Source organism: Nitrospirota bacterium, from assembly GCA_016235245.1.
In the GTDB taxonomy this organism is placed as follows: domain Bacteria; phylum Nitrospirota; class Thermodesulfovibrionia; order Thermodesulfovibrionales; family UBA6898; genus UBA6898.
In genome coordinates this window covers 22,716-48,584 of the sequence record JACRLO010000014.1, presented here as the reverse complement: position 1 = coordinate 48,584, position 25,869 = coordinate 22,716, and the positions used below count along the sequence as shown (strand labels likewise).

General features: G+C 50.9%; 22 protein-coding genes. 2 read left to right on the top strand and 20 right to left on the bottom strand.

What is annotated here, in order from left to right; all coding sequences use genetic code 11:
* Nucleotides 1–35 precede the first annotated feature (35 nt).
* Entirely contained in the window at nucleotides 36–737 is a 702-nt protein-coding gene (locus tag HZB31_07495; protein MBI5847775.1) for a DUF3108 domain-containing protein, read from the bottom strand.
* Nucleotides 738–890: 153 nt separating this feature from the next.
* Here HZB31_07495 and hisA point away from each other — a divergent pair, with 153 nt between their 5' ends.
* Together hisA and hisF are read left to right on the top strand one after the other, a co-directional pair.
* Nucleotides 891–1,616, top strand: coding sequence for a 1-(5-phosphoribosyl)-5-[(5-phosphoribosylamino)methylideneamino]imidazole-4-carboxamide isomerase (gene hisA / locus HZB31_07490; GenBank protein ID MBI5847774.1), 726 nt, complete (start codon nucleotides 891–893; stop codon nucleotides 1,614–1,616).
* Nucleotide 1,617: 1 nt separating this feature from the next.
* Nucleotides 1,618–2,472 carry an imidazole glycerol phosphate synthase subunit HisF gene (hisF, locus tag HZB31_07485; GenBank protein ID MBI5847773.1) on the top strand — a complete coding sequence of 285 codons (855 nt, stop codon included), beginning with the start codon at nucleotides 1,618–1,620 and terminating at the stop codon, nucleotides 2,470–2,472.
* A 72-nt stretch (nucleotides 2,473–2,544) separates the two neighbouring features.
* Here hisF and HZB31_07480 read toward each other — a convergent pair whose 3' ends face one another.
* From HZB31_07480 to HZB31_07390, 19 genes are all read right to left on the bottom strand, one after another.
* Nucleotides 2,545–2,859 (bottom strand): HigA family addiction module antidote protein, encoded by a 315-nt coding sequence (locus tag HZB31_07480; GenBank protein MBI5847772.1) that lies wholly within the window; start codon nucleotides 2,857–2,859, stop codon nucleotides 2,545–2,547.
* Nucleotides 2,860–2,872: 13 nt separating this feature from the next.
* Nucleotides 2,873–2,983 carry a type II toxin-antitoxin system RelE/ParE family toxin gene (locus HZB31_07475; GenBank protein MBI5847771.1) on the bottom strand — a complete coding sequence of 37 codons (111 nt, stop codon included), beginning with the start codon at nucleotides 2,981–2,983 and terminating at the stop codon, nucleotides 2,873–2,875.
* A gap of 102 nt (nucleotides 2,984–3,085) precedes the next feature.
* Nucleotides 3,086–4,135 (bottom strand): hypothetical protein, encoded by a 1,050-nt coding sequence (locus HZB31_07470; GenBank protein ID MBI5847770.1) that lies wholly within the window; start codon nucleotides 4,133–4,135, stop codon nucleotides 3,086–3,088.
* Between the two features lie 286 nt (nucleotides 4,136–4,421).
* Nucleotides 4,422–5,495, bottom strand: a complete 1,074-nt coding sequence (locus HZB31_07465; protein ID MBI5847769.1) for a hypothetical protein — start codon at nucleotides 5,493–5,495, stop codon at nucleotides 4,422–4,424.
* Between the two features lie 27 nt (nucleotides 5,496–5,522).
* Nucleotides 5,523–6,482, bottom strand: coding sequence for a D-glycero-beta-D-manno-heptose-7-phosphate kinase (gene rfaE1, locus HZB31_07460; protein MBI5847768.1), 960 nt, complete (start codon nucleotides 6,480–6,482; stop codon nucleotides 5,523–5,525).
* A gap of 180 nt (nucleotides 6,483–6,662) precedes the next feature.
* Nucleotides 6,663–9,914 carry a carbamoyl-phosphate synthase large subunit gene (gene carB, locus HZB31_07455; GenBank protein ID MBI5847767.1) on the bottom strand — a complete coding sequence of 1,084 codons (3,252 nt, stop codon included), beginning with the start codon at nucleotides 9,912–9,914 and terminating at the stop codon, nucleotides 6,663–6,665.
* Nucleotides 9,915–9,936: 22 nt separating this feature from the next.
* Nucleotides 9,937–10,548, bottom strand: a complete 612-nt coding sequence (locus HZB31_07450; GenBank protein ID MBI5847766.1) for a hypothetical protein — start codon at nucleotides 10,546–10,548, stop codon at nucleotides 9,937–9,939.
* On the bottom strand, nucleotides 10,545–11,681 hold the full coding sequence (carA, locus tag HZB31_07445; GenBank protein MBI5847765.1) for a glutamine-hydrolyzing carbamoyl-phosphate synthase small subunit: 1,137 nt from the start codon (nucleotides 11,679–11,681) through the stop codon (nucleotides 10,545–10,547). The genes HZB31_07450 and carA overlap by 4 nt, the downstream gene beginning before the upstream one ends.
* Entirely contained in the window at nucleotides 11,672–12,994 is a 1,323-nt protein-coding gene (locus HZB31_07440; GenBank protein ID MBI5847764.1) for a dihydroorotase, read from the bottom strand. Before HZB31_07440 ends, carA begins: the two co-directional genes overlap by 10 nt.
* Complete coding sequence (locus HZB31_07435; GenBank protein MBI5847763.1) at nucleotides 12,991–13,914, bottom strand: aspartate carbamoyltransferase catalytic subunit; 924 nt, start codon at nucleotides 13,912–13,914, stop codon at nucleotides 12,991–12,993. The genes HZB31_07440 and HZB31_07435 overlap by 4 nt, the downstream gene beginning before the upstream one ends.
* Nucleotides 13,911–14,435 (bottom strand): bifunctional pyr operon transcriptional regulator/uracil phosphoribosyltransferase PyrR, encoded by a 525-nt coding sequence (gene pyrR, locus HZB31_07430; protein ID MBI5847762.1) that lies wholly within the window; start codon nucleotides 14,433–14,435, stop codon nucleotides 13,911–13,913. The genes HZB31_07435 and pyrR overlap by 4 nt, the downstream gene beginning before the upstream one ends.
* A gap of 335 nt (nucleotides 14,436–14,770) precedes the next feature.
* Nucleotides 14,771–15,928 carry a 4Fe-4S binding protein gene (locus tag HZB31_07425; protein ID MBI5847761.1) on the bottom strand — a complete coding sequence of 386 codons (1,158 nt, stop codon included), beginning with the start codon at nucleotides 15,926–15,928 and terminating at the stop codon, nucleotides 14,771–14,773.
* A 100-nt stretch (nucleotides 15,929–16,028) separates the two neighbouring features.
* On the bottom strand, nucleotides 16,029–16,622 hold the full coding sequence (locus HZB31_07420; GenBank protein ID MBI5847760.1) for an electron transport complex subunit RsxA: 594 nt from the start codon (nucleotides 16,620–16,622) through the stop codon (nucleotides 16,029–16,031).
* Nucleotides 16,623–16,634: 12 nt separating this feature from the next.
* Nucleotides 16,635–17,270: an electron transport complex subunit RsxE gene (rsxE, locus tag HZB31_07415; GenBank protein ID MBI5847759.1), complete on the bottom strand. Its 636-nt coding sequence runs from the start codon at nucleotides 17,268–17,270 to the stop codon at nucleotides 16,635–16,637.
* Entirely contained in the window at nucleotides 17,266–17,856 is a 591-nt protein-coding gene (locus tag HZB31_07410) for an RnfABCDGE type electron transport complex subunit G (GenBank protein MBI5847758.1), read from the bottom strand. The genes rsxE and HZB31_07410 overlap by 5 nt, the downstream gene beginning before the upstream one ends.
* A complete protein-coding gene (locus HZB31_07405; protein MBI5847757.1) occupies nucleotides 17,856–18,911 on the bottom strand; it encodes an RnfABCDGE type electron transport complex subunit D in 1,056 nt (351 codons plus the stop codon). The genes HZB31_07410 and HZB31_07405 overlap by 1 nt, the downstream gene beginning before the upstream one ends.
* A 10-nt stretch (nucleotides 18,912–18,921) precedes the next feature.
* Nucleotides 18,922–20,229, bottom strand: a complete 1,308-nt coding sequence (rsxC, locus tag HZB31_07400) for an electron transport complex subunit RsxC (GenBank protein ID MBI5847756.1) — start codon at nucleotides 20,227–20,229, stop codon at nucleotides 18,922–18,924.
* A 173-nt stretch (nucleotides 20,230–20,402) separates the two neighbouring features.
* A complete protein-coding gene (gene purL / locus HZB31_07395; GenBank protein ID MBI5847755.1) occupies nucleotides 20,403–24,347 on the bottom strand; it encodes a phosphoribosylformylglycinamidine synthase in 3,945 nt (1,314 codons plus the stop codon).
* 11 nt (nucleotides 24,348–24,358) lie between these two features.
* Nucleotides 24,359–25,657 (bottom strand): adenylosuccinate lyase, encoded by a 1,299-nt coding sequence (locus HZB31_07390; GenBank protein MBI5847754.1) that lies wholly within the window; start codon nucleotides 25,655–25,657, stop codon nucleotides 24,359–24,361.
* Between the last annotated feature and the right edge of the window lie 212 nt (nucleotides 25,658–25,869).

Below are 25,869 nucleotides of genomic sequence, written 5' to 3'. Positions count from 1 at the left end.
CGAACAATTTCGGACTATTGCCAAAGCAGGTACACTTAATAATTACCGCCGACCAGTGTGGCGGTTATGGCACCGACAGCGACTTTTGTCTGCATTTTGACCGGGGTCCTCTTTTGGTCGTCGGTCAGCCAGATGAGCATTTCGCCCTTCCGGTTGAAGATGCCCTCCGACTTCATCAGCGGCTTGATGACTATGGTCTCCACCTCGCCGAGGATCGTGCTGATCTTTTCTTTTCTGACTACCTGGACCTCGACATTCCAAATTTTTTTACTGTCAAATATATCAACATAGACCGGTTTCCCCACTTCAAGTTTCAGGGTCCTCACATAATAGAGGACTGAAAGGGGATCAAAGACATTTTCGTGCACAGGATATTCTTTCCGGTCCTTCTCTTTTTCAAGATGATCGATAAACTGGGCGGTGTGCTTGACATGGTCGAATATAATCTCCTTGTCTCTTCTGTGCTTGCCTTCCCTGATCTTCAGCCTGAAGTTTTTGGTCTGCCCAATAAAAATGGAGGACTTGCCCCTGGCGAGTACCGACTCAACCCGGTCGTCGACCGTATAGAATACGGAAACCCATGCAGCGGAGTTCGCCGTAGATATCACCCGTATCGCCTCTTTTTCTTCCACCACCTCAAGGACCGCATTCCCTGCTTTCACGCCTGTCCAGGTCAGATCGAAGATGAGCTTTTCCGGCATTGAAAACGCAGACGAATCAGCCGGGGAAAACAGCATGATGCAGATAAGGCATGCAAGCAGACAATACCCTGCTACGACCATTTTCAGGGGAAATTGCATCTCTGCTGCGCTATATTCAGATTTTCTTTTCATGATGGTTATAACTTGCTTAACACTATAATTTAAAAAAGGTTTTTGGTATAGTAATACATGCTTATTATTCCTGCAATAGATTTAAAGGACGGCGTCTGCGTCAGGCTGCAGCAGGGGCGGAAAGAGGCTGTCACGGTCTATTCCGACGATGCCGCAGGTACAGCGAAAAAATGGGAGGCAATGGGAGCTAAAGTGCTCCATGTCGTAGACCTTGACGGCGCCTTCACCGGCAGCCAGAAGAACCTCAGCAAGATCCTGGAGATCAGGAAGAACGTCAAAATGATCATCGAGGTGGGCGGCGGCATCAGGGACATCGTCACTGTAGACCGGCTTATTTCGGCAGGCATCAACCGTGTCATCATCGGCACCGCGGCAATCGAAGACCCCTCGTTGCTGATAGAGGCATGCAGACAGTTCCCCGGCAAGATCTTTATCGGCATCGATGCAAAGGACGGCAAGGTAGCGGTCAAGGGCTGGGAAGAGGTGAGCGCAATCGATGCGATAGAGCTTGCAAAAAGGGTCGAGACCATAGGCGTGGGTGGCATTATTTATACTGACATTGCCCGTGACGGCATGCTGACCGGTCCGAATATCCCTGCCCAGGAAGAAATGGCAAAAACGGTAAAGATCCCTGTTATTGCATCAGGCGGCATCGCAACCATCGATGACATAAAGAACCTCCTGAAGATCCCGAACCTCTGGGGCGCAATCACCGGCAAGGCGATCTATTCCGGTTCCCTTGACCTCAAAGAAGCAATACGGCTGACAGAAGCCGGTCATTGATATGCTTGCTAAGCGCATAATCCCCTGTCTCGATGTCAAGGACGGCCGCGTCGTAAAAGGCGTCAGCTTCGTCAATCTCCGCGACGCCGGAGACCCGGTTGAAAACGCAAAGTTCTATGACGAACAGGGCGCTGACGAACTCATCTTCCTTGATATAACCGCATCCCACGAGAAACGCAAAATCATCCTTGATATTGTCGAAAGGACCGCTGAAGACGTATTCATGCCTCTGACAGTCGGCGGCGGGATCAAGACGATTGAGGACATACGCAACCTGCTCAATTCAGGCTGCGACAAGGTCTCGATCAATACAACCGCAGTGAAAGACCCGCATTTCATCAGCCGCGCTGCAGAGAAGTTCGGCAGCCAGTGCATTGTTGTTGCGATCGATGCAAAGAGGGTCGCTGACAATATGGCCAATGCTACTGGTGAAGACTGGTTTTCCGATGCATCGCTCAAAGATGTAATCCTCGATATGAATGCCCTCTCAAAAGAAGGGGGCGATCTCACCTGGGCGATCTCGACCCATGGCGGCCGTCAGATGAAGCTTATCAATGCCGTGAAATGGGCGAAGAAGATGGAGGAGCTTGGTGCAGGAGAGTTCATGCTCACCTCCATGGACAAGGACGGGACCAAAGATGGTTACGATATCGAGCTGACCAGGACTATCTCAGAGGCAGTCTCGATCCCGGTCATTGCGTCAGGTGGCGTAGGCAATCTTGAACATATTTATGAGGGTCTTACTGCAGGAAAGGCAGATGCAGCTCTGGCAGCCTCGATCTTTCACTTCAGGGAATATTCAGTCAGGGAAGCAAAGGAATACCTCAGAGAACGAAACGTGCCGATAAGACTTTAGTACCTTCTTCCCCAATTAACAAATTAGGACCACTTCCCCTCAGTGCAGAAATTCTATCGCTAAAGCTTACTGCTATGCTGCATGAAGCGGAGCAATGCGTTCTATTGTTTTTTTCATTGCACGCGCTGCCTCCCAGAGATCGATGGCACGCTGTGCATTCAGCCAAAATTCAGGGGTATTGCCGAACAACTTTGCAAGGCGTAATGCCATGGCCGGGCTCAGAGCCCGCCGCTCCCTGAGAAGTTCATTTACTGTCTGGCGCGACACACCAAGGGCTTTAGCAAAACCGGCCACAGTCAGTCCGAAATCCGGCAGGAAATCCTCACGCAGCATCTCGCCGGGATGGACAGGCCGAATGCTCCGTTCTTTCTTGTTAGGAATACTCATAGGGCACCTCTCCTTAATGGTAATCTGTCAGTTCGACATCATATGCATCTTTATCAACGAACCGGAAGCAGATACGCCATTGATCGTTAACCGAGATTGAATACTGTCCTTTCCTATCCCTCACACAACGCCGTGCATCAGCCGGGAGCGTATAGCCAAAGTGAAAAAACTGCGCTTAATGCGACTCGGCTGGATGCGATTGCTGTACGCTGTATTGCTTGCGTTATTATTTTCTCTCTTTGATCTCTTTCATGCGTCGCTGCAATTCCTCAGCTACTTCCTCGTCTCTTTGAATTGCTCGATTCTGCCATTCGTCAAGCTGTTCTTCGCTCGGATATTTTTTCCCCGTTGCCTCCGATATTATTGTGTTAATCCGTTCACTATTATATGCATAAAAATCAGTAGATTTTAGATCAGGGTGGTTGATGCCGAGGTCTGCGCAGTAATACTGATTTCTCTTGTCAGGCTCATGAATGACACAATAGCCGACGGCTGCCCTAAAAAAAGAGGTTTGTGATGCAAGTTTACCAATAATATAAATAGAATGCCGCCGAACTATCGGCGAGACATCTTTTTCTGAGAGATTGCCCACAGCAAGCAGCAACGAAAAGAGCAGGGGGCGATCCTGTATATTTGCATCCTTTATCCTATCCAGCGCCTTTAGTCGTTTCCTTACGGAAGTGTCTGATAGATGGACGGTATACTTTGTAAGGTTAGCAGTATTAAGCACTTGACCTTTTCCGTTTTGTGAATAATCGATGAGCAAGTAAGATGCACGACTTTTAGCATTTCGGTACTTTGTGTAATGCGATTCAAGATCATTATAAATCTGCTTCGCAACTTCAAACTGCCCAAGACTTATAAATGCGCGGGCAAGGAGGTAGAACGAATCCGCCCGCATATCAGCATCTGGTAATTTCGTTATAACAGACTTGTAATTCTTCAGTAAAACAGTTGTATCTTCTAAATCAAATATTTCCGAAAGTCCATTCTCTTTAGGATTCCAGGTAAGCATTCGTAATTGCTGGTTTATTTCATCGATAGCCTGGCGCACATTTGAATTCTTTGGGTACTTAACAATAAAGGGCGAAAATGCATTAATTGCCCGGCGTAAATGGCAATCAATATCGCTTTCGCATTCGCCGATGTTAGCCATGTCACTTGCATGATGAAACATAGCATCTTCAGTAGAATAGTTTCTTTCTTTTGCCAGAACGGCGGCAGGAGAAATCAGAAAGCAAATGGCGACAAAGCAGAATATTATTAGTATCTTCATTTTACTTTGCGTACAACAACTAATATACCCCGAGGGCTTTTTCTTGGCTCATAAGCGAAATGATAGCATAGCCCCCTTGCCTTGTGAAGAATAAAGTTAACTAAATCAACGGGTAATATTTCCGGCAAATGGTATTTGCTGTTATTACGGACTAAAAGCCGGCAGGGTAAAACATCGGAATTTTGTCACTGATGAGTTACAAGAGTAAGTAACACTGATAGCTACAGACGTTCAAAGTCGACTACAGGAAGCACGTGCAACTGTGAATGTCCGAAAGAAGAATAACTCAAACCTTCTGCGGCACCTTGCTTTTGTCTTTCCGCTCTATCTTATACTGGTCAATAGTGGACTGATCAGCAGGGTGCACCGTGAGATAGCGGACGTCGTCCCCGTTCCAGATCTTCACCTTAACTTCGGCCAGATGTTTACCATCGGAATAGCGTGCGCAGAGTGAAGCAGCGATCCTTGTCATCTCTTCATCCGCATCTCCCCTGATCACCGTAATCGGACTGGCATGGTCCTCTGCCTTCATAAAGGTACCCTTTTCTCCAAGGATCAGAAGAATAGCGTTGTTTTCTGCTTCATCCCTTCCGACGATAACTTTACAGGTATCGGACAGCCTGAAATGCCTGCCGACACGGAGCAGGTTCAGGTCGTCAAGAGATGGGTCCCTGTCGTATGCAAGTGATTCGCTTAAGCGATAGGAATAGTTCGGCTCCGTAAGAAGACAGCCGCTGGCCGGCAAAGGATAGTCAGTCAGGCCGAACTCTGCAGCAAGCGCCATCTGCGGTTTTCTCGTGCGGCCGCCAAATCCGTATAACATATCGCGGTCCACAAGCCCCTCCTGTTCGGCAATGGTAGGCTTCAGCAGCTTTGCGGTAAGCGGCCTCAGGATGCGGCCCCGCAGGCCTGTTTCCCGGTCGATGATATCGAGGGCATCCCTGCGCTGGCTCATGGGCCTCTGTCCCAGCACCTCACCGGTGATGATGAAATCGGCGTTGACCATTTTCATGAATACCTTTGCCTCATTCAGCATCAATATCCTGCAGTCCATGCAGGGGTTCATGTTTTTACCATGGCCGAACTTCGGATTTTTTACAATATCGATAAACTTGTCTGAAAGATGGCAGAGCTTCACCTCAAAGCCGAACTGCTGCGCTGCGGCAAAGGGGTTTTTCGAGCATGATGACTTGTCGGTGATGTCGCAGCCGAAGTGGTTCAGGAAGGTGACAGCCTTCACCTCAATCCCCTGCTTCATCACCGTCAGGATTGCAAGCGTGCTGTCAAGACCGCCTGAGTACAGGGCAATGGCCTTTACGGGTCGTGATGGGTTACGAGTAATGAGTGATGAGTTTTCCATGATTGTCTAAACGATATTCCTGATTCGTTACTCGAACGATTCCAGCAACTGTTCCGGAGTAGCTACCGCTGTCCCGACCTCACCGACAACAATACCGGCTGCATGATTGGCGATCACCGCAGAATCCTCGAGGCTTGCGCCTGATGCCGTGGCAAGCGTAAACGCAGAGATGACCGTATCGCCGGCGCCGGTAACGTCATAGACTTGCCGCGCAACGGTCGGGATATGGGTGACCTTGTTCTTCTCAAACAGACTCATCCCCTGCTCTCCTCTCGTAATAAGAGCAGCCTTCAAAGACAATTTTCTCAGGAGCGCCTGGCCTGCCCTGTTCAGAGATTTATCGTCCCTGATATCAAGTCCGGCTCCAAAGGCAGCCTCCATAAGGTTCGGCGTAATGAGCGAGACACCCTTATAAAAATCGAAGTGGCCGACCTTGGGATCAACCGCGACGAACATATTCTTTGCCCGTGTCTTTTTCAGAATGCCTTTGACAAGATCTGCAGTGACCATGCCCTTCTTATAGTCAGATATGATCACCGCGTCATAGTCATTCAGAATGGAGTGGATATGGGAAAGTATGCCTTTTAATATCCTGCCGACAACATATTTGCTGTCCTCGCGGTCGAACCTGACCACCTGCTGGTTATGGGCAATAACACGCGTCTTTACCGTTGTCGGCCTGTTCTCCGTAAAAAGGCCGCTGCAGTCAACGCCCTTCTGCTGCAGAATGCTTTTCAAAGCCTCTCCTGCCATGTCCTCGCCATTGATGCCGATTACTGCGGCATGCGCACCTAACGAAACAATGTTGTGGGCAACATTGGCAGCCCCCCCAAGCAGGAAGGTCTCCCGTGTCACCTCAACAACCGGCACAGGGGCCTCAGGGGATATCCTGTTCACTTTCCCCAGGATATAATGGTCAAGGATAATGTCGCCGATGACCAATATCTTCCTGTTCTTGAAATTCTTAATGATTTTCTGATAATTCATATCATTTATGATACCTGAGCGGCGTAAGAAAAATGAACAACAGGAACGCAGACCACCCTTGCTTAAGGGTATCATCTTCGGGTTCGCCATTCTCCCGGATTAATACCCTGAACGATATGCGGCCTGCCCTTTTGAAACGATCCTGCAACCATTTCTGGACCAGGCTATCCCGTTAATCACCTATACGTCGCGGTGATATTCCTGTATCGATTTAATATTGATCTTCTTTTTCTGGAGCTGTTCGATCGCGGTGACGACCGCCTTAGCGCCTGATACGGTGGTGGTATACGGCACGCCATACTGGAGTGCGCTTCGCCTGATCGACATGGAGTCCATCTTCGCCTGCGCTCCGCTTACCGTGTTTATCACAAAAACGACCTCTTTGTTTTTAATAAGATCCACGATATGCGGCCTGCCTTCCGTTACTTTATTGATCACCTCAACATCATGTCCCTTTTCGTTAAGGAACGCTGCTGTGCCTTTTGTCGCAACTACGGTAAAGCTTGCGGCATAGAGCCTGCTCACAAGATCACAAATTCCAATTTTGTCCTTGTCCCTGATGCTTATCACAATCTTGCCGGATAGCGGGAGCTTATTGTTGCTCGCTGCCTGGGCCTTTGCGTACGCCCTCCCAAAATCATTATCAATTCCCATTACCTCACCGGTAGACTTCATCTCAGGCCCCAGTATGGTGTCGACGCCCGGGAACTTGTCAAAGGGAAATACTGCTTCTTTGACCGCAACATGCTTTATCTGCACCTCAGTTGTGATGCCAAGCTCTTTCAGGGTCTTGCCGGTCATCACCTTGGCAGCGATCTTTGCAAGCGGGACACCGGTAGCCTTCGAAACAAACGGCACGGTCCTTGAGCCGCGGGGGTTTACCTCAAGGATATAGATCTCGTCCTTCTTTACAGCGAACTGCACATTCATAAGGCCGATAACGCCCAGTTCAAGGGCAAGCTCTTTTGACTGCCTTTTTATCTCATCTATGATCTCTTTGCTCAGGGAATAAGGCGGCAATGAGCAGGCGGAGTCGCCTGAGTGTATGCCGGCCTCTTCAATATGTTCCATGACACCGCCGATGATAACGTCTGTGCCGTCAGAGAGCGCATCAACGTCAACTTCGATGGCATCGTCAAGATATTTATCAACAAGGATCGGGTGTTCAGGCGACGCCTTGACCATGCGCTCCATATAATTTCTGATGGTGTCTTCGTCGTACACGATCTCCATCGCCCTTCCCCCAAGCACATAGGACGGCCTTACCATGACCGGATACCCTATGATCTTTGCCGCTGCCACAGCCTCTTCAACTGACATGACCGTGTCACTTTCCGGCTGTTTCAAATTCAGTTTGTGAAGGAGTGCCTTAAAACGTTTCCTGTCTTCAGCCCTGTCGATCGCATCAGGAGATGTGCCTAATATTTTAATGCCCTCCTTTTCAAGGGGAACAGCAAGCTTGAGCGGTGTCTGGCCGCCAAACTGAACGATCACGCCGATCGGCTTTTCTGCATCAATGATATTAAGGACATCCTCGATCGTGAGCGGCTCAAAATAGAGCCTGTCAGCAGTGTCATAGTCTGTGCTGACGGTCTCGGGATTACAGTTGACCATGATAGTCTCATAGCCTAATTCGCGCAGGGCATACACAGCATGTACGCAGCAATAGTCAAATTCTATCCCCTGCCCGATCCTGTTGGGGCCGGAACCGAGGATAATGATCTTCTGTTTTTCGGTTGGGTTGGCTTCAGAGTCAAAAATTGGTAAAGAGTCACCTGTTATCTTGTAGTATGGCCTTTCATATGTTGAATACAGGTATGGCGTATATGCAGCAAATTCTGCAGCGCAAGTATCGACCATTTTATACACAGGCCGGATATTATTTTCTCTTCTGAAATTTCTGATCTCAGCCTCCTGCAGTCCGAGGAGTTGGCCAAGTCTCTTGTCAGAGAACCCGTATTCCTTTGCCTGCCGCACGAGGTCTGCCTTTGCCGAAAGCTGATCACTGATAGCTGACCGTTTCATCTCTTCCTCAAACTCAATGATCTCTCTCAGATTGTTCAGGAACCAGGGATCGATCATCGAATGTTCGTAGATCTCCTGGACGGTCATGCCTGTGCGCAGGGCCTGTGCAACGTACCACATGCGCTCAGCGCTCGGGATCTTCAGTTTCTTCTTGATCTTCTCAAAATCGCCGGTGACCTCTTCAAGGCCGTAGCTGCCGTTTTCAAGGCTCCGCAGTGCCTTCTGGAGGGATTCCTTAAAGGTCCTGCCTATGGACATGGCCTCTCCGACTGACTTCATCTGCGTAGTCAGCAGCGGATCAGCCTCAGGGAACTTTTCAAAGGCGAACCTCGGGAACTTTGTGACCACATAGTCAATGGTCGGTTCAAATGACGCAGGCGTTTCACGCGTGATGTCGTTCCTGATCTCATCAAGCGTGAGCCCCACTGCCAATTTTGCCGCGATCTTGGCAATCGGAAAGCCCGTTGCCTTGGACGCAAGCGCAGAACTGCGCGAGACGCGAGGATTCATCTCTATGATGATCATGCGGCCGGTGTCCGGATTAAGTGCAAACTGGATGTTCGATCCTCCGGTGTCAACACCGATTTCGCGTATGATCGCGATCGAGGCGTCCCGCATGCGCTGATATTCCTTGTCTGTCAGCGTCTGGGCAGGGGCAACGGTTATCGAATCGCCGGTATGCACGCCCATGGGATCGAAATTCTCAATCGAGCAGATGATCACCACGTTGTCTTTTGTATCGCGCATCACCTCGAGTTCATATTCCTTCCACCCGAGGCACGATTCCTCGACCAGTATCTGGCTTACCGGGCTGAGCTTCAGCCCTTTATCAAGCAGCTCCGTATACTCCTCGATGTTGTAGGCAATACCACCGCCTGTGCCGCCGAGCGTGAAGGCAGGCCGCATGATCGCAGGGAAGCCGATCTGGTCGATAGCATCAAGACCTTCTTTGAGTGTCGAGACCGTAGAGCTCTTCGGAAGATCAAGCCCGATCTTGAGCATGGCCTGTTTGAAGAGTTCTCTGTCCTCAGCCTTTTTGATCGCATGGAGCTTTGCGCCGATAAGTTCCACCTTGTATTTATCAAGGATGCCGCCTTCTGCAAGTTTCACTGCCAGATTCAGCGCGGTCTGTCCGCCCATGGTCGGCAAAATGGCATCAGGCCGTTCTTTTTCTATGATCATCTCGAGGATCTCGACGGTCAGCGGCTCGATATACGTCACATCAGCAGTCTCAGGGTCTGTCATGATCGTGGCAGGGTTTGAGTTGACGAGAACTACCTGGTAGCCCTCGTCGCGCAGCGCCTTGCACGCCTGGGTGCCGGAATAGTCAAATTCGCATGCCTGGCCGATCACGATCGGGCCTGAACCGATAAGCAGTATCTTTTTGATGTCTTCTCTCTTGGGCACAATTACCTCTCAGCTCTCTATATTAGATTTTCAGAAATTCCTTTATCTCATCATAAACAGTAATCACATCCTGCATCGCACTGTCAGCAAATAGTATACTGTCAGTCCCGTCAGCATGCCTGAACTTGAGGCAGTAGAAGATCGTTTCTTCGCCGAATCCGGGTATCGCCGCATTGTGCTGCGCCGAGATCTTCTGCACAAATTCGACGCCGTCACGGTTTGTGACCTCTGTCTTCTGCGTATCTATCCGGAGGCCGGTAATTTCTGCCAGCGGGACCGTTTCCAGGACCTTCTTTCGGATGCCCTGTCGGGTTATTACGGCCTTTGCTTCTGCCCTGTCGAATACCGTCTCAAGAAATTGTTCCCTGAATACAAATTTTCTGAAGAGCGGAAAGGTCCCGATGAACAGAAGCATAAAGATTGCATAAAAAACCATCTCTTTTCCAAAACTCATCACCAGAATAAAATAGGCGATACCGGCAAGGGTAAAGGATGCAAGCCAGGATGAAAACTCCCTGTTGTACACCCCGCTATGCAGCACACTTGCCTGGCCGGCGATAAAGCTGGCTGTCCTGAGGATGAGCCTTTTTTCGTCTTTTGACAGGCTGTATGTACCGGTCTGTTTTTCAATCAAGCCGCACCTTTCTCTATCATCTGCCTGAACTGCGTAAATAGGTGCGTTGAATCATTGGGGCCGGGTCCGGCCTCAGGGTGGTGCTGCACAGAAAAGACCGGGAGCTCGACATGATGCATGCCCTCTTCAGACCCGTCGAACAGATTTCGGTGCGTCAGTTCCACTTTGCCCTTGAGGCTGCTGATGTCAACGCAATAGTTGTGGTTCTGCGAGGTGATTTCGACCTTCCCGGTTGCGAGGTCCTTGACCGGGTGGTTGCCTCCGTGATGGCCAAATTTCAGTTTATAGGTCTTTCCGCCCAATGCGAGGCCGAGGATCTGGTGGCCAAGGCATATGCCGAAGACCGGCAGTCTGCCGATGAGCTTGCGCGCGTTATCGATCCCATAGGTGATCCTTTCCGGATCGCCCGGCCCGTTGCTCAGAAGCACTGCGTCAGGCTTCATCTCAAGCACTGCCTCTGCCGGTGTTTGGGCAGGCACTACGGTCAGGCTGAATCCTGCGTCAGCGAGATTCCGCAGAATATTCATCTTTACCCCGAAATCATAGACAACCATGCGGGGGTTAGGGGTTAGGGGCTGGGGGATCCCTTTGGTGCAGACACCCCATTTCCAGCAGCCTTCATCCCAGGTATAGATCTCCTTGGTGGAGACCTCTTTTACGTAGTCAAAGGCGGAGATGCCGGGATGAGCCATCACCTTTTCCAGAAGCTTATGCGGATCACTGCCCTCCGTAGAGATGATGCCCATCTGTGCACCGTGGTTCCTCAGATGGCGTGTGAGGGCCCTGGTGTCAATGGCCTGTATGCCTACTATATTGGACTTTTTCATGTATTCCGTCAGACTTGACGACGACCGCCAGTTTGAGGGATATTCACAGGCCTCTTTCACGACAAAGCCTTCAGCCTTGATCCCGCCTGCAGACTCGATGTCTTCATCATTCACGCCGTAGTTTCCCATCTGTGTATAGGTCATGGTGACGATCTGTCCCTTGTATGAAGGGTCAGTCAGGATCTCCTGGTATCCGGTCATTGAAGTGTTGAAGACCACCTCACCGATCGTCTCTCCTTCTGCACCAAAGCTCTTTCCCTCAAAGACTGTGCCGTCCGCGAGGACGAGCAGCGTTTTTACTCCCATCGGTATATCCTTCCCTTTGCAATGGTGACTGCAGGTGCTGCGTTCAGCATCCAGCCTTCAAAGGGAGTATTCCTGCCCTTTGACCTGAAGTCTGCTCCACTGACTACATATTCTTTTTTTGTATTTATGATAGAGATATCTGCATCTGCCCCGGGCCTGAGCGAGCCCTTTTTATCAGTGATGCCGAGGATCTTTGCAGGCGCCGCGCACATTTTTTCGACGAGCTGGGCGATGGTAAGGATCTTCTCATCCACAAGCCTCATACTCAGGCCGAGCGAGGTCTCGAAGCCTGAAATGCCTGAAGGCGCATTATCAAATTCGCCGGACTTCTCGTCTTTGTGGTGAGGCGCATGGTCTGTTGCGATAACATCTATGGTCCCGTCCTGCAGGCCTTCTTTAATCGCCTCGAGGTCTGCCTGTCTGCGGAGAGGCGGGTTTACTTTTGCATTAGCGTTGTAACCAATGACCGCCTCCTCAGTGATCGAGAAGTAATGGGGACAGGTCTCGGCAGTGATATCGGCAACTCCCCGCTTCTTTGCCTGCCTCAGGAGTTCGACTGAGCCCGCAGTTGATACATGCGCTATGTGGAGCCTGCCGCCGGTCAGTTCAGCAAGTGCGATATCGCGGCTGATCATGACCTCCTCTGCCTGTGCAGGGATACCTTTCAGCCCAAGGGTGATCGAAAGGAGACCTTCATTCATCACGCCGCCGGCTGCCAGGGACATGTCTTCAGCGTGGGATATGATGAGGGCCTTTCTGATCCGTGCATACTCAAGGGCCCGGCGCATCAGAAGGGAGTCCATAACCGGCCTGCCGTCATCAGAGAAAGCCACGCAGCCGGCATCATACATCATGCCGAGTTCTGCAAGCTCCTCGCCTTTTTGGCCCTTGGAAATAGCGCCAATAGGAAATACCGTGCACGAACCCTCCAGTATCGCCTTTCTCAGGATGAACTCGGTGATCCCTGGGTTGTCGTTTACCGGATTTGTATTGGGCATGCAGCAGACCGAAGTGATGCCTCCCCTTACAGCCGCTTCAGTGCCTGTTTTTATCGTCTCCTTATATTCAAACCCCGGCTCTCTTAAATGAACATGCATGTCCACCAGTCCGGGTATTACCAGCATGCCTGCTGCGTCGATAACTTCCTGTCCTTCATCTGCGGCTTTCCGCTCCGAACCGTTCTTCTGCGCTTTGCCTTTGGTCTTCTGCCTCTGGATCTCTTTGATTTTGCCGTCCTCAATAAGGATGTCGCAGATTTCGTCGATCTTCTGCATCGGGTCTATGAGATGCCCGTTCCTGATAAGTGTGGTCATGACTTGACTCCTGAAACCAGATAGAGCACTGCCATGCGCACGGCGATGCCGTTGGTCACCTGATCGAGGATTACCGATCGGTCGCTGTCAGCAACCTCTGACGCTATTTCGATGCCCCGGTTCATGGGGCCGGGATGCATGATGATCGCATCTTCTTTTGCCCGGGAGACCCTGGCAGCAGTTAGGCCCCAATTCCTGAAATATTCGTGGGTGGAAGGAAAGAACCCCTTGCCCTGCCGCTCAAGCTGGATCCTGAGCATCATGATCACATCAACGCCTTCAAGCCCTGCATTCATGTCAAAATAAACGCTGACGCCGAGGTCTTTCAGACAGTCAGGCACAAGCGTCGGAGGACCAATGAGCCGCACGTTAGCACCGAGCTTTGTGAGCGCATAGATATCCGATTTTGCGACCCTGCTATGCAGTATGTCTCCGACGATCGCCACCTCAAGGCCCTTGATGCTGCCTTTCTTCTCCTGAATGGTGAAGAGATCGAGCAGTGCCTGCGTGGGATGTTCATTTGTGCCGTCACCCGCATTCACCACAGAGGCCTCAATATTTCTTGCAAGGAAATGCGGTGTTCCCGAGCAGCTATGCCTGATCACTACAATATCCGCACCAAGCGCCAGTACTGTTTTGGCTGTATCGAGCAGGGTTTCGCCCTTAACCACGCTGCTGGTTGAGGTGGCTATGTTGATGACATCAGTGCTGAGCCTTTTTGCGGCAACCTCAAAAGATGTCCGCGTGCGCGTTGAAGGTTCATAAAAGAGGTTGACGGTCGTCTTGCCCCGGAGTGCAGGCACCTTTTTGATGTCCCTGCCGAGCACATCCTTAAATCCTGCGGCTGTTTCAAGGATAAGTTCAATCTCCTCAGGGCTGATGTCCTTGATGCTGATAAGGTCTTTGGACGTGAGGCTCATGCGAGCACCACCCGGTCTTCTTCTCCGTCCTCGGTCAGTTGAACCTTTACGGTTTCGTTCATTGAGGTCGGGATGTTCTTCCCAACATAGTCGGCCTTGATGGGCAGTTCCCTGTGGCCTCTGTCCACCAGCACGGCCAGCTGTATTGCAGAGGGCCTGCCGAGGTCCATGATCGCATCCATGGCAGCGCGGATCGATCTGCCGGTAAAGAGCACATCATCAATAAGCACGATCTTCTGGTCATTGATCTCACAGGGCACCTGGGTCCGGCGGACCACAGGCTGTTCTGCCCTGACATTCAGATCGTCGCGGTAAAGAGATATATCAAGGGTGCCTACCGGCAGGTCGCTTCCTTCTATCTCCTTCAGTTTTGCGCTCAGCCGATGCGCTATGTGTACACCTCCGCGCTGAATGCCGACCAGGCAGATGTCCCGGACGCCCTTGTTCTTTTCAATGATTTCATGGGCCATACGCGTGATTGCCCGTTCTATATCTTTTTTATCCAGAAGTTCTTTAGGCATAATGAATACCGTAATGCGTAATGGGTGATGAGTAATGAGAAAGAAAAAATATCACAAAAAAGGGAATAGCTGACTGTGGTATTAATAAAGTGTATGAGAAGGGTATTTTGTAGCGAATGCAGCTCACGCTGACTCCTTTGCTTTTTAGCCTCACAGGGCTATTATTAAAGCGAAAATATTAAACCACAGACAATAAAACGATGTCAAAAAAACAATATCAAATTACGACGGGTGCAAGATCCCCGGCGAGGGAAACGACGCTCATGTCGCATTGATATGCCGAAATCGCGATCCGTAATAACTCGTCTGTTCTGTCAAATAACGAACGTTCTGCTTTATGCAGCCGGTGCTGCAGCCGCCTGTTTCGCCTTCTTTGCCGCTGCCGCTTCAAATACTTCCCGTGCATTGAAGGTCCCGTCAATCGCCTGTGCAGGGCATTTGGCGGTGCAGATGCCGCAGCCGATGCACTTTACCTGATCGATCTCATGTTTCTTCTTCAATTCTCCGGCAGGGGCATCAACGGGGCATACCTTGGTGCAGATCTGACAGCCAATACATTTTTCAGTAATAAATGCCTTCGGACGGATGGGCAGCAGATCCACAATAGCCTTTGTCGGACACTTGGCAACGCAGAGGCCGCAGACCTTGCACTTGGCAGGGTCGATACGCGAGAAGTTATTCTGTACGGACGGCGCGTCAAACGGACAGACCTTCACGCATGCGCCGCAGGCGATGCAGCCAAGATCGCAGTTTTTTCTGGTATCCCCGCCTTTGTCCCTTGAATGGCAGCCAACAAGCACCATCTTTGATGCAGGAAGAACCTCGATGACCTTCTTGGGGCACGCCTGTTCGCATTTCCGGCAGCCGGTGCATTTTGTGATATCAACAACCGGAAGGCCTTCAGTGCCCATATGCAGGGCATCGAAGGGGCAGACCCGAGTGCAGGTGCCGTACCCGAGACAGCCATTTGCGCAGGACTTGTCTCCGCCTCCGGCAAGCACTGCTGCCCTGCAGTCAATAACGCCTTCGTAGATAAACTTCCTTCTTGACCTGCTGGTCGAACCCTGGCACATGATCCGTGCAAAGATCGGCTCTTTTATATCAGCCTTTTTCCCGGTAATCAGGGCAACCGCCTCAGCACCTTTTGCCCCTGCAGGGGTACAGAGGTTCGGCGCAACATCCGCGTTTTTCACCACAGCCTCGGCATACTGCTCGCATCCCGCATATCCGCAGGCTCCGCAATGCGCATGGGAAAGCACGTCTAAAACTTTCTCTACCCGCGGATCGACTTCAACGGCAAACCTCTTTGCGGCAATGGCAAGGCTGGCGCCGAAAACAGTCCCAAGCCCTGCCAGGAAGACGAGCGTCCATTTGACAAGGGGAACAATATCGATTTTCTCTTTTGCCTCGATCCCGCCGCCAACACCTGCAAAGACGACGGTGAATAGTGTCAGTGTCAGTGCCAGTGCAAAGACACATATTTTTCTTATCATAGAAGCATTAAGCATCGTATCACTCCTTAACAATTAGTGTCAGTAACAAGTGTCTGTGTCAGAAAAACTGCCGCTAATAACTGACACTGGCACAATAAATTTACAGCGTAATGAGACCTGAAAATCCGGTAAATGCAAGGGCTATCAGGCCGGTGATCACAAATGCCATCGGCAGACCCTTGAAGGCAACGGGTACATCGGCAAGCTCAAGCTTTTCGCGGATGCTTGCCATAATGATCAAGGCAAGCGCAAAGCCCAATCCTGAGCCAAGTCCAAAGGCAAGGCTCTGAATAAAGGTATATTTCTCTCCGGCATTCACAAGCGGAACAGCAAGAATGATACAGTTCGTCGAGATTAGCGCAAGGTAAATCCCCAACTTGTAGTATAGACCGGGAGATACTTTCCTCATGATCGTATCAGATGCCTGGACAAGGCCGGCGATGATCCCGATAAAGACTATAATCTCCAGATATGCGATTTCAAGAGGCACCATCACCTTGGTGTACACAACCCAGCTGACTGCCGCACTGATCATCATGACCGCGGTAAAGGTAATGCTCATGCCGACCGCTGTCTCCATCTTTTTCGACACGCCGAAAAAGATGCAGAGGCCGAGGAACCGCGTAAAAACGAAATTATTAATGAGCGATGCCGAAACGATTAGTTCAAAATATTTAATGAATTCGCTTTCCATTGTTATCTCCTTCTAATGCGAAACCGCGCCCTTCTTCATGTACCGGATATCGATCCAGTTGAAGAGGGCCATGAGTATTCCGACCGCAAGGAAGCCGCCTGCAGGCAGAACCATGATCAGAACAGGCTTTGTATTGATAAACGTAAAAACATGCTGGGTCGAGAGTCCCGTGGGAACAGTCAATGACCCTTTGCCGACCAGTTCTCTGAAGAAGCTGATCACCGTAAGAGCAAATAAAAATCCGACACCCATGCCAAGACCGTCAACCATGGAGGGTACAATGCTGTTTTTGGACGCGAACATCTCTGCCCTTGCCAGGATCGATGCAAAAGCAACGATCAGGGCAACATAGAGACCTACCTTGGCATAGACATCCGGCACAAAAGCAGCCATCAACATCTGGGTTATCGTGACCCACCCTGAGATAACGAGCATAAAGATCGGTAATCGTACCTTCGGCTGTATGACTTTTCTCATCAGGGAGATGGTAAGGTTCACCATCGTCTGGACAAACAGTACTGCCAGTCCCATAAATATCCCGTTCTTTAAATTGTTCGTAACCGCAATCGAAGGGCATAGGCTCAGCGCGAGTTTGAAGATCGTATTCTCTTTAACGATCCCGTTAAGAAACAGCTCTTTGAGATTAATTGTGCTGGTGCTGGACATCCGTATTGCCTCCTTCCCTGATCGTCTTTATGAGAAAAGCTACACCATTCTTTACCGCGTCTTCAGAAACGGCACGGGTCGAGATCGTTGCCCCCGAGATGGCCTGGATATATTCCGTGGTCTCTGTTTTCATTACTTTCAGATGTTCAATGTCCTTGCCCGCAAACTGCGCCTTGAAAGAATCGGTCTCGATCTCATCGCCCAGTCCCGGCGTCTCACCGTGACCGAGGATATTGATCTTCTGGACCTTGAAATCCTTGTCCACCGCAACAAAGGTATTTATGTAGCTTGAATATCCTTTACCAAAAGACTGGATAACATACCCGACGGTTTCGCCGCCTTTTTTGGCTTCAAAGTATTTGGCATGCTTATCGTGGATCGTCCAGTCCCCGAGCTTCTTAAAGTCAGCTCCGGGGATCAGGAGCTTCAGCGCATCCTGCTCAGCCTTTTCATTATTCTGAAAGATCTTCGGCGAAGCATTTGCGTAGACAAATGCAAGAATAAAGCCGCCGATAAGATAGACGATGACGAGGTTTAAGGTTATCTTGAAAATGTCCTTGCCGGTCATTATTTGCTCTCCTTTGCCGTTACCTGCTTCACGGCACCGAAGACCTTTGACTGGAAGCTGCGGTCGATCAGGGGAGCAAAGCAGTTCATGATAAGTATCGCGAACATGACGCCTTCGGGAAACCCGCCTTTAAGCCGGATGAGCATGGTAAGGAAACCGCAGCCGATACCGAAGAGAATCTGGCCATTTCTGACAGACGGCGAAGTGACATAGTCGGTTGCCATGAACCAGGCACCTAACATCAGACCTCCGCTCAAAAGATGAATGATCGGATCGCCGGCCATCAGGATCATCTTGCCGGTTGCAGGGTCCTTGCCGCCAAACACATATGCCATTACTGCCACCGTACCAAGGAATGACACAGGAATATGCCAGGTTATATATTTCTTGTACAGGAGAAAAAGGCCGCCGATCAGGATGGCAATGGCTGACACCTCGCCGATCGAGCCTGCCCTGTTGCCGGTCAGCAGATGCATATACAGATTCATCTTGTCACCGAACACCTCGATCAGCTTGGTTATTCCTTCTTCCTTTAATACGCCCAGCGGGGTCGCCGTCGTTTTTGCGTCCATGGCAAAAAAAGCGGCAGCCGGTTCGTTCCAGATGGTCATTGCCTTTGGCCAGGATATGAGGGCAAACGCCCTTCCGATCAGAGCAGGATTGAAGACATTGAAGCCAAGTCCGCCAAAGAGCTGCTTGGTTATGACGATCGCAACAAACGAAGCGATGACCGGCACATGTAGGGTAAAAGGCGAAAATGACCAGAGAGACGCCGGCATGTTCATGCCAAGGAGCAGTCCCGTAAGAAAGGCGCTGCCGTCGCTTACGACCGACTTTTTGCCGACCATCTTCAGATACCACTGCTCGGATATCATACAGCTGATAATGCAGAGTGCGGTGACGAAGATCCCCTTGAGACCGAAGAAATAAACGCCCGCGAGCATGGCAGGCATGAGCGCAATACTCACGGTCCACATGATGCGGCTTGTGGTCTCGTCGCTCCTCACATGGGGACTTACCGATACGATCAATTGTTCTTTTTTCGTTGCCTCCATCTATATCTCCTTACGGCTTTACCATGGATTTCGCTAATCTTACGAGCTGAACGATCGGCCTCTTTGACGGGCATACATACGCGCAGGAGCCGCACTCAAAACAGTCGAACAGATTATATTCCTTTGCATCTTCGTAAAACCCTTTTTCCGAGAGCACGCTCAGCATGGAGGGCATCAGGCCCATAGGGCAGATGTCGATGCACCTGCCGCAACGGATACAAGGACCGAACTCCTCGGTATGCGTAACGATCTCATCCGGAATGACCAGAATACCGGACGTGCCCTTTGTAACAGCAACATCGAGGGAAGAAAGGGCAAATCCCATCATCGGGCCGCCTGAGATGACCTTTGCAACGCCGTTTTTCAATCCGCCGCATTCTTCGATCAGATCGCCGACCTTTGAACCGATCCTGGCCATAAGGTTCTTCGGCTGTTTTATGCCTTCCCCGGTCACGGTCACGACCCTTTCGATCAGGGGCTTGCCGAACCGCGCCGCCTCATAGATCGCAAGCGCTGTGCCCACATTCTGGACAACAACGCCGACATCCATGGGGAGCGCCCTGGGGGGGACTTCTCGACCCAACGCTGCCTTAATAAGCATCTTCTCGGCACCCTGCGGATATTTCACCTCGCAGGTAATGATGCTGATGTCCGATTCTCCTGCGGCAGCTTCCTTCATCTTTGCTATTGCCTCAGGCTTGTTGTCCTCAATCCCTATATATCCCTTCTGCACACCGCGGATCCTCATCGTGATCTTGAGGCCCTCGATGATCTCCCGGGGCTTTTCGAGCATGAGCCGGTAGTCTGCCGTAAGATACGGCTCGCACTCTGCGCCGTTCAGAAGGATCGCATCAATGGTCTTTTCCTTGGGCGGTGATAATTTAACGACAGTCGGAAAGGCTGCGCCGCCCATGCCGACAATGCCTGCTGCTTTAACCTTGTCCTTGAGCTCATCCGCCGAAAGACTCATATAATCAGGGTTGTCCCTGAGCACTGCCCATTCTTCTTTGTTGTCATTCTCTATAACAATAGAATTGATCATCCTGCCCATGGCATTGGGGAACTCGCCGATCGCAACCACCTTGCCGGAAACCGAAGCATGAACAGGCGATGAGACAAAGGCTGACGCTTCTCCCACAACCTCTCCTTTCTTCACTTCCTGCCCGATTGATACGACAGCGTTACAGGGTGCGCCGATATGCTGGCTGAGAGGAATGACCACGATCTTGGGGGCTTTTGCATCAATGATAGGTGAGTTGGCAGCCAATTCCTTCTTGTCAGGCGGATGTATCCCGCCTTTAAACGTTGCTGTGCCCATTATGAAGATTTCCTCCTTGGGATTTTGGGAGAACAAAAAACACTATTTGATACCATGACAATGCGTGATCTGTCAAGCTGCCGCTTATTTTTTTATAATAATAACTTATGTCTGAAGCAGCGTAAATTTATCACCCGCTGTCTTGATGCACAACCAGGTCAAAGCAATGCTGATCAGGGCCGTTCGCACCAGTTTCTGGCATTCTGGAACATCCTGAGCCACGGCGATGCATCAAGTTCCCTTTTCCACTGCTCAGGCATATATGCCCACTGCCATTTCAGAAATACACGCTCCGGGTGCGGCATGATGGCAAGATGTCTGCCGTCTGGCGAACAGAGCGCTGCAATGCCTTCAGGAGAGCCGTTGGGGTTAAAGGGATAGACCTCGGTAGGGTTGCCGTTATCATCGGCATAGCGCGCAGGCGCGAGGCCTTCGCGAAGGACCCGCTCTTTTATTGAACTGTCCGGGAAATAAGCATGACCTTCGCCATGAGCAACCCAGACGCCAAGCACAGAGTTCTCCATGCCCTTCAGCATGATTGACGGACTTTCCAGTATCTTCAGGGATGAGAAGCGTGATTCAAACCTGCCGGAGGTATTATGGATAAAGCGCGGCTGCTTCTCGTTATCTATGCCCTGCCACGGCACCCAGCCAAGGAGTGCCGAAAGCTGGCATCCATTGCATACGCCGAGGCTGAAGGTATCAGGCCTGTTATAGAAGGTCTGAAACTGCTGATAGATCTCCTTATTGAAGCGTATGACGCCTGCCCATCCCTTTGCAGAATCGAGCACGTCCGCATAACTGAACCCGCCGACAAAGACCACGCCTCTGAAATTCTCAAGGCTCACCTTCTGCTCAAGAAAATCGGTCATGGTAACATCCCAGGTCTCGAACCCTGCCTGGAAAAAGGCTGAGGTCATCTCCCGGTCTCCGTTGCTGCCCTCGTCGCGGATAATAGCAACTTTGGGCTTGCCGTTTCGTTCCAGAATCTCCTGAGCAGTATCCTCTGGAACAAAAGAAAGACTGAACGTCTGCCCCTTCCTGTTATAGACAGTCTCCTTCTCCTGCCATGCAGATGCAGGATTTCTCTGGAGCCTGTCTAACTGATAACTCGTCTCCTCCCAGACACCCCTGAGCCTTCTCATATCTTCAAGCAGCACGGATTCTCCATCAATCGAGATGCTGATCTCTTTTTTCCGCGTTGTCCTGCCTATCTGCTGATACGAGACGTTCTTTTCTTCAAGAATCTTCCTGATCTTCCTCATATGCTTCGGCTGATATTCGATCACTATGCCGAGTTCTTCAGCAAAGAGCACTGACAGGGCATCCCCTCCTCCATCAGGTGAAGTCATTTTTATCTCTATCCCACAATTGCCTGCAAAGGCCATTTCAAGAAGCGTGGCAGCAAGACCGCCGTCGCTCCGGTCATGGCCTGACAATATCAGTCCTTTATCGATACATTCCTGGATCGCAGCAAAACCGTTCTTCAACATGGCAACGTCATCAACGTCAGGCGACTCATTGCCGACCTGGCCATAGCACTGCGCAAGAGCTGATCCGCCGGTCCTGTGCCTGCCATTGCTCATATCAATAAAGATGAGCCTGCTCTTGCCCGGCTGCTTTATGTCAGGGGTTACGATCTTTTGAATGTCCTGACAGGTCGCGTACGCAGAGATGACCAGCGTCCCGGGTGACTTGACGATCTCGGTCGTGCCGTCAGCATTCGTGACCTTTGCTGCCATGGAGAGGCTGTCCTTGCCGCCGTCGATTGCAATGCCGAGGCCTATCATGATATCCCGCATCGCAATTGCCGCGTCATACAGATCAGCGCCCTCCCCCGGAAGCTTGGGCGCCCACATCCAGTTGCCAGAGCATTTGATGTCCTCAAGGCTGCTTATCTTTGCCCACATAATATTCGTAACAGCTTCTGCCACAGACATCCTTGCCATGGCAGCAGGATCGATGAGGCCTTTCAGCGGCTGCTCGCCGATCGAGATGGCAGCACCAGTCGTTCCAAAATGGCTCTGCGCAATGACTGCAACATCCGATACGGTAAGCTGGAGAGGACCGACGCACTGCTGCTGTGCGATCAGCCCGGTAACTGACCGGTCGACCTTACTGGCGAGGAATCTCTTGGAACCGACCGAAATAAGCCTGAGCACACGGTCAAGGGCATCTCTCACCGTAAGCCCTTCAGGCAGTGCAAGAGGCACTCTTTCCCGCTTTATCCGGTCGAGGACAAACGTTTTTTGGGGCATGCTGCCCAAGATCTTTTCGAGGTGCAGGTTGACCGGCGTGCTGCCGTCTGTCTCGTCGTGAAGCACAATATATCCGTCGCCCGATATCTCACCGATAAATGCACAGGGGACCTTCTCCCTTCTGCAGAGGCTGAGAAACTCCTCTGACCGCTCAGGGCTGATAAGCAGGGCGTTCTGCTCCTGATACTCCGCGCCCCATATTTCGAGCACCGAAAGCGTATTGTCGCCGAGCTGCACCTTTCTGATCTCTATCTTCGCACCTGCAGGATAGATGATCTCCTTCACCACATTGCAGTTTCCACCTGCGCCCTGGTCATGGATGGACACGATCGGGTTACGGTCGCCAAGCTCAACACATGCCCGGATCACCCTGTTCATCTTCTGTTCCATCTCGGCATCGCCGCGCTGCACCGCATTGAAATCAAGTTCAGCAACATTCTGTCCCTGGATCATGCTTGAAGCTGCGCCGCCGCCCATGCCGATTCGATAGGCAGGTCCGCCCACCTTGGTAACGAACATGCCTTTTGCAGGCTCGTTCTTTTCCGAATGTCTCGCATCCATCTGGCCGACCCCGGCAGTGAACATGATCGGTTTGAGCCATTCTCTCCGCTCATGGTCAGGCAGCCTCATGCCGAGTGAACGGGTAAACCCCTGGATCATAGGCTCGCCAAACTTATTGCCGTAGTCTGATGCACCATCGCTCGCCTGGATCTCGATCGCCAGAGGGCTGGCAAGGTTTGACGGGTATGCAAAGGAGCTGTCTTCCCACGGCAGCGCATATCCGGGGATGTTCAGGTTTCCGACACAGTAGGCAGCAGTTCCTGCAATAAACAGGGAGCCGGTCCCTGTTGCCTGCACGTCCCTGATCCTGCCGCCAGTCCCTGTTTCAGCCCCCGGAAAAGGGGCTACGCCGCTGGGGAAATTATGCGTCTCTGCCGTAAAAATAATGTTATAGTCACGCTTCACCTTTTTGAATCGGGATACATTTCCCGGCTTTTCAGGGATTATCGTCTCAATCGCATAGCCTCTGATCGCACTTGAGTTGTCCTTGAATGCTATGACACTATTGCCCGGACGCGCATCAAGGGTCTGTTTGATGATCTTCATGAGGTTGCCCGGCACTTCATTGCCGTCAACCACAAGCCTGCCCCTGAAGAACCAGTGGCGCGAGTGTTCGCTGTTGGACTGGCTCAGATCAAAGCATTCCACATTGGTCGGGTTTCTGCCTATATCCTTCACAAAGAGATTGTAGTAATAGTCAATGTCCCAGTCATCGAGGCCCAGCCCCATCTCCCGGTTGATCTTCTCAAGCGCTGCCCTGCCTTCCTCTATCAGGGGGATCGATATGACCGGCTCAGGCCTTATGCCTGTTTCAAAAGTTTTGAGCTGCTCGGGATACATACACTCTGTCATACGGTCATGGAGGCTTTCAGCGAATTTCGCAATGCGTGCAGCATCCAATTTCTTTGCTGATTCAATCCAGTAGCAGCGGGACCGCTCCATTCTCGTTATCTTATTAAGGCCGCAGGAATGACATACGGCAACAGCATTGGCCGACCAGGCAGTCGTAAAGTTCATGCGGGGGCCGATCTCGATAAGGCAGCTATTGGGGGCTGAGGATTGGAGATTAGTTAAAAAGCTGACTTCAGAATACTGGTCAGGCTCGAAGGTCTCGCTCAAAAGCCAGCGCAGAAGTTCCGACTCATCCGCCGTAAGAGGTGCTGAGGCATCGATATAAAAACAGAACTCTGTTTCGATGTTCCGGATGGAGCCGGAGATCGCCTTTTTTGCCCGGGCAAGAAGGTCTTTCTTCTTTGCTTCAGAAACAGCAGGTGTTTTGTATCGATATATCAGGGGCATGTATTTTCTTCTCAGGCCTTGCCGAATACGCGCTTAAAAATATAATCAATATTCCTGAAATAGTTTTTCAGATCGAAAATGTCATTCAGCTCTTTTGACGAGAGGTGTTTCTTTACTTCTTTGTCCTTTGCCAGTAGTGCCTTGAACTGTTTTCTGGTCTTCCAGCTCATCATCGCATTCTTCTGCACCAGTGCGTATGCATCCTCACGCGTCATGCCCTTTTCCGTGAGACTGATCAGCATATTTTGGGAGTTGTACAGGCCGTAGCTCCTGTTTAGGTTCTCCATCATCCGTTCAGGATATACCTGAAGATCTGACAGGATGCCGGTCAGTCTGTGGAGCATATAGTCAACAAGGATCGTACTGTCTGGTATGATCACGCGCTCGACCGAGGAATGTGATATATCCCGTTCATGCCAGAGGGCAACGTTTTCCATTGCGGCAAGTGCGTTAGTCCGCACCACGCGCGCGAGGCCTGAGAGGTTCTCGCAGCCGACCGGATTGCGCTTATGCGGCATTGCAGATGACCCTTTCTGGCCTTTTGCAAAAGGCTCCTCTGCCTCAAGCACTTCTGTTCTCTGGAGATGTCTGATCTCCACGACGATTTTCTCTATGGATGCCGCGATGATCGCAAGGGTCGAGAGATATTCAGCATGCCTGTCCCTCTGCACCACCTGGGTCGCAATCGGCTCGGGCTTCAGACCAAGCCTGGCGCAGACCTTTTCTTCGATCGCAACAGGAATGTTTGAGAAGGTCCCCACAGCTCCGGAAAACTTGCCGATACTGATAACCTTCCGCGCCCGCTCCATCCTCTCAAGGTTCCTTTTCGCCTCTTCATACCAAAGGGTGAATTTCAGGCCAAAGGTCATCGGCTCTGCATGCACGCCATGGCTTCTGCCGATACAGACCGTGTTTTTATATTTAAATGCCTGCTCCTTTAACACTGCAATGAGGACCTTGAGGTCCTTGATAATAATGCCCGCAGCTTCTTTCATCAGCAGGGACTGTGCAGTGTCCACAATATCAGAAGAGGTGAGCCCTTTATGCACATACCGGGATTCAGGTCCGACCTTCTCAGCAACCGAGGTGAGAAACGCGATCACGTCATGCTTCACCACTGCCTCTATTTCGTCAATGCGTCTGACATCAAAACCGGCGTTCTTCTTTATCACCGCAAGTGCAGCCTTCGGGATCTTGCCGAGCTCGGCCCAGGCTTCACAGGCCGCGATCTCGACATCGAGCCATTTCTGGAACCTGTTTTCAGGCTCCCAGAGCTTTCCCATCTCTTTTCGTGTATATCGTTCGATCATGAATTATTACCTCTTCGATTATTTTTCATACTCTCGCCTCAGCAACTGGTTCGTTGCACTTTCAGACAGAGAGAATGAGGGTTTCTATTTTAACAATATCGAAAAGATAATGAAAACTATTCGTCCCGACAACAGGAAGACGCTTTTTCTGCATATATGTGCATTCTCTTAACCATGCCTGCATTGACAGCGCATCTGTCCGTTACGGGAAC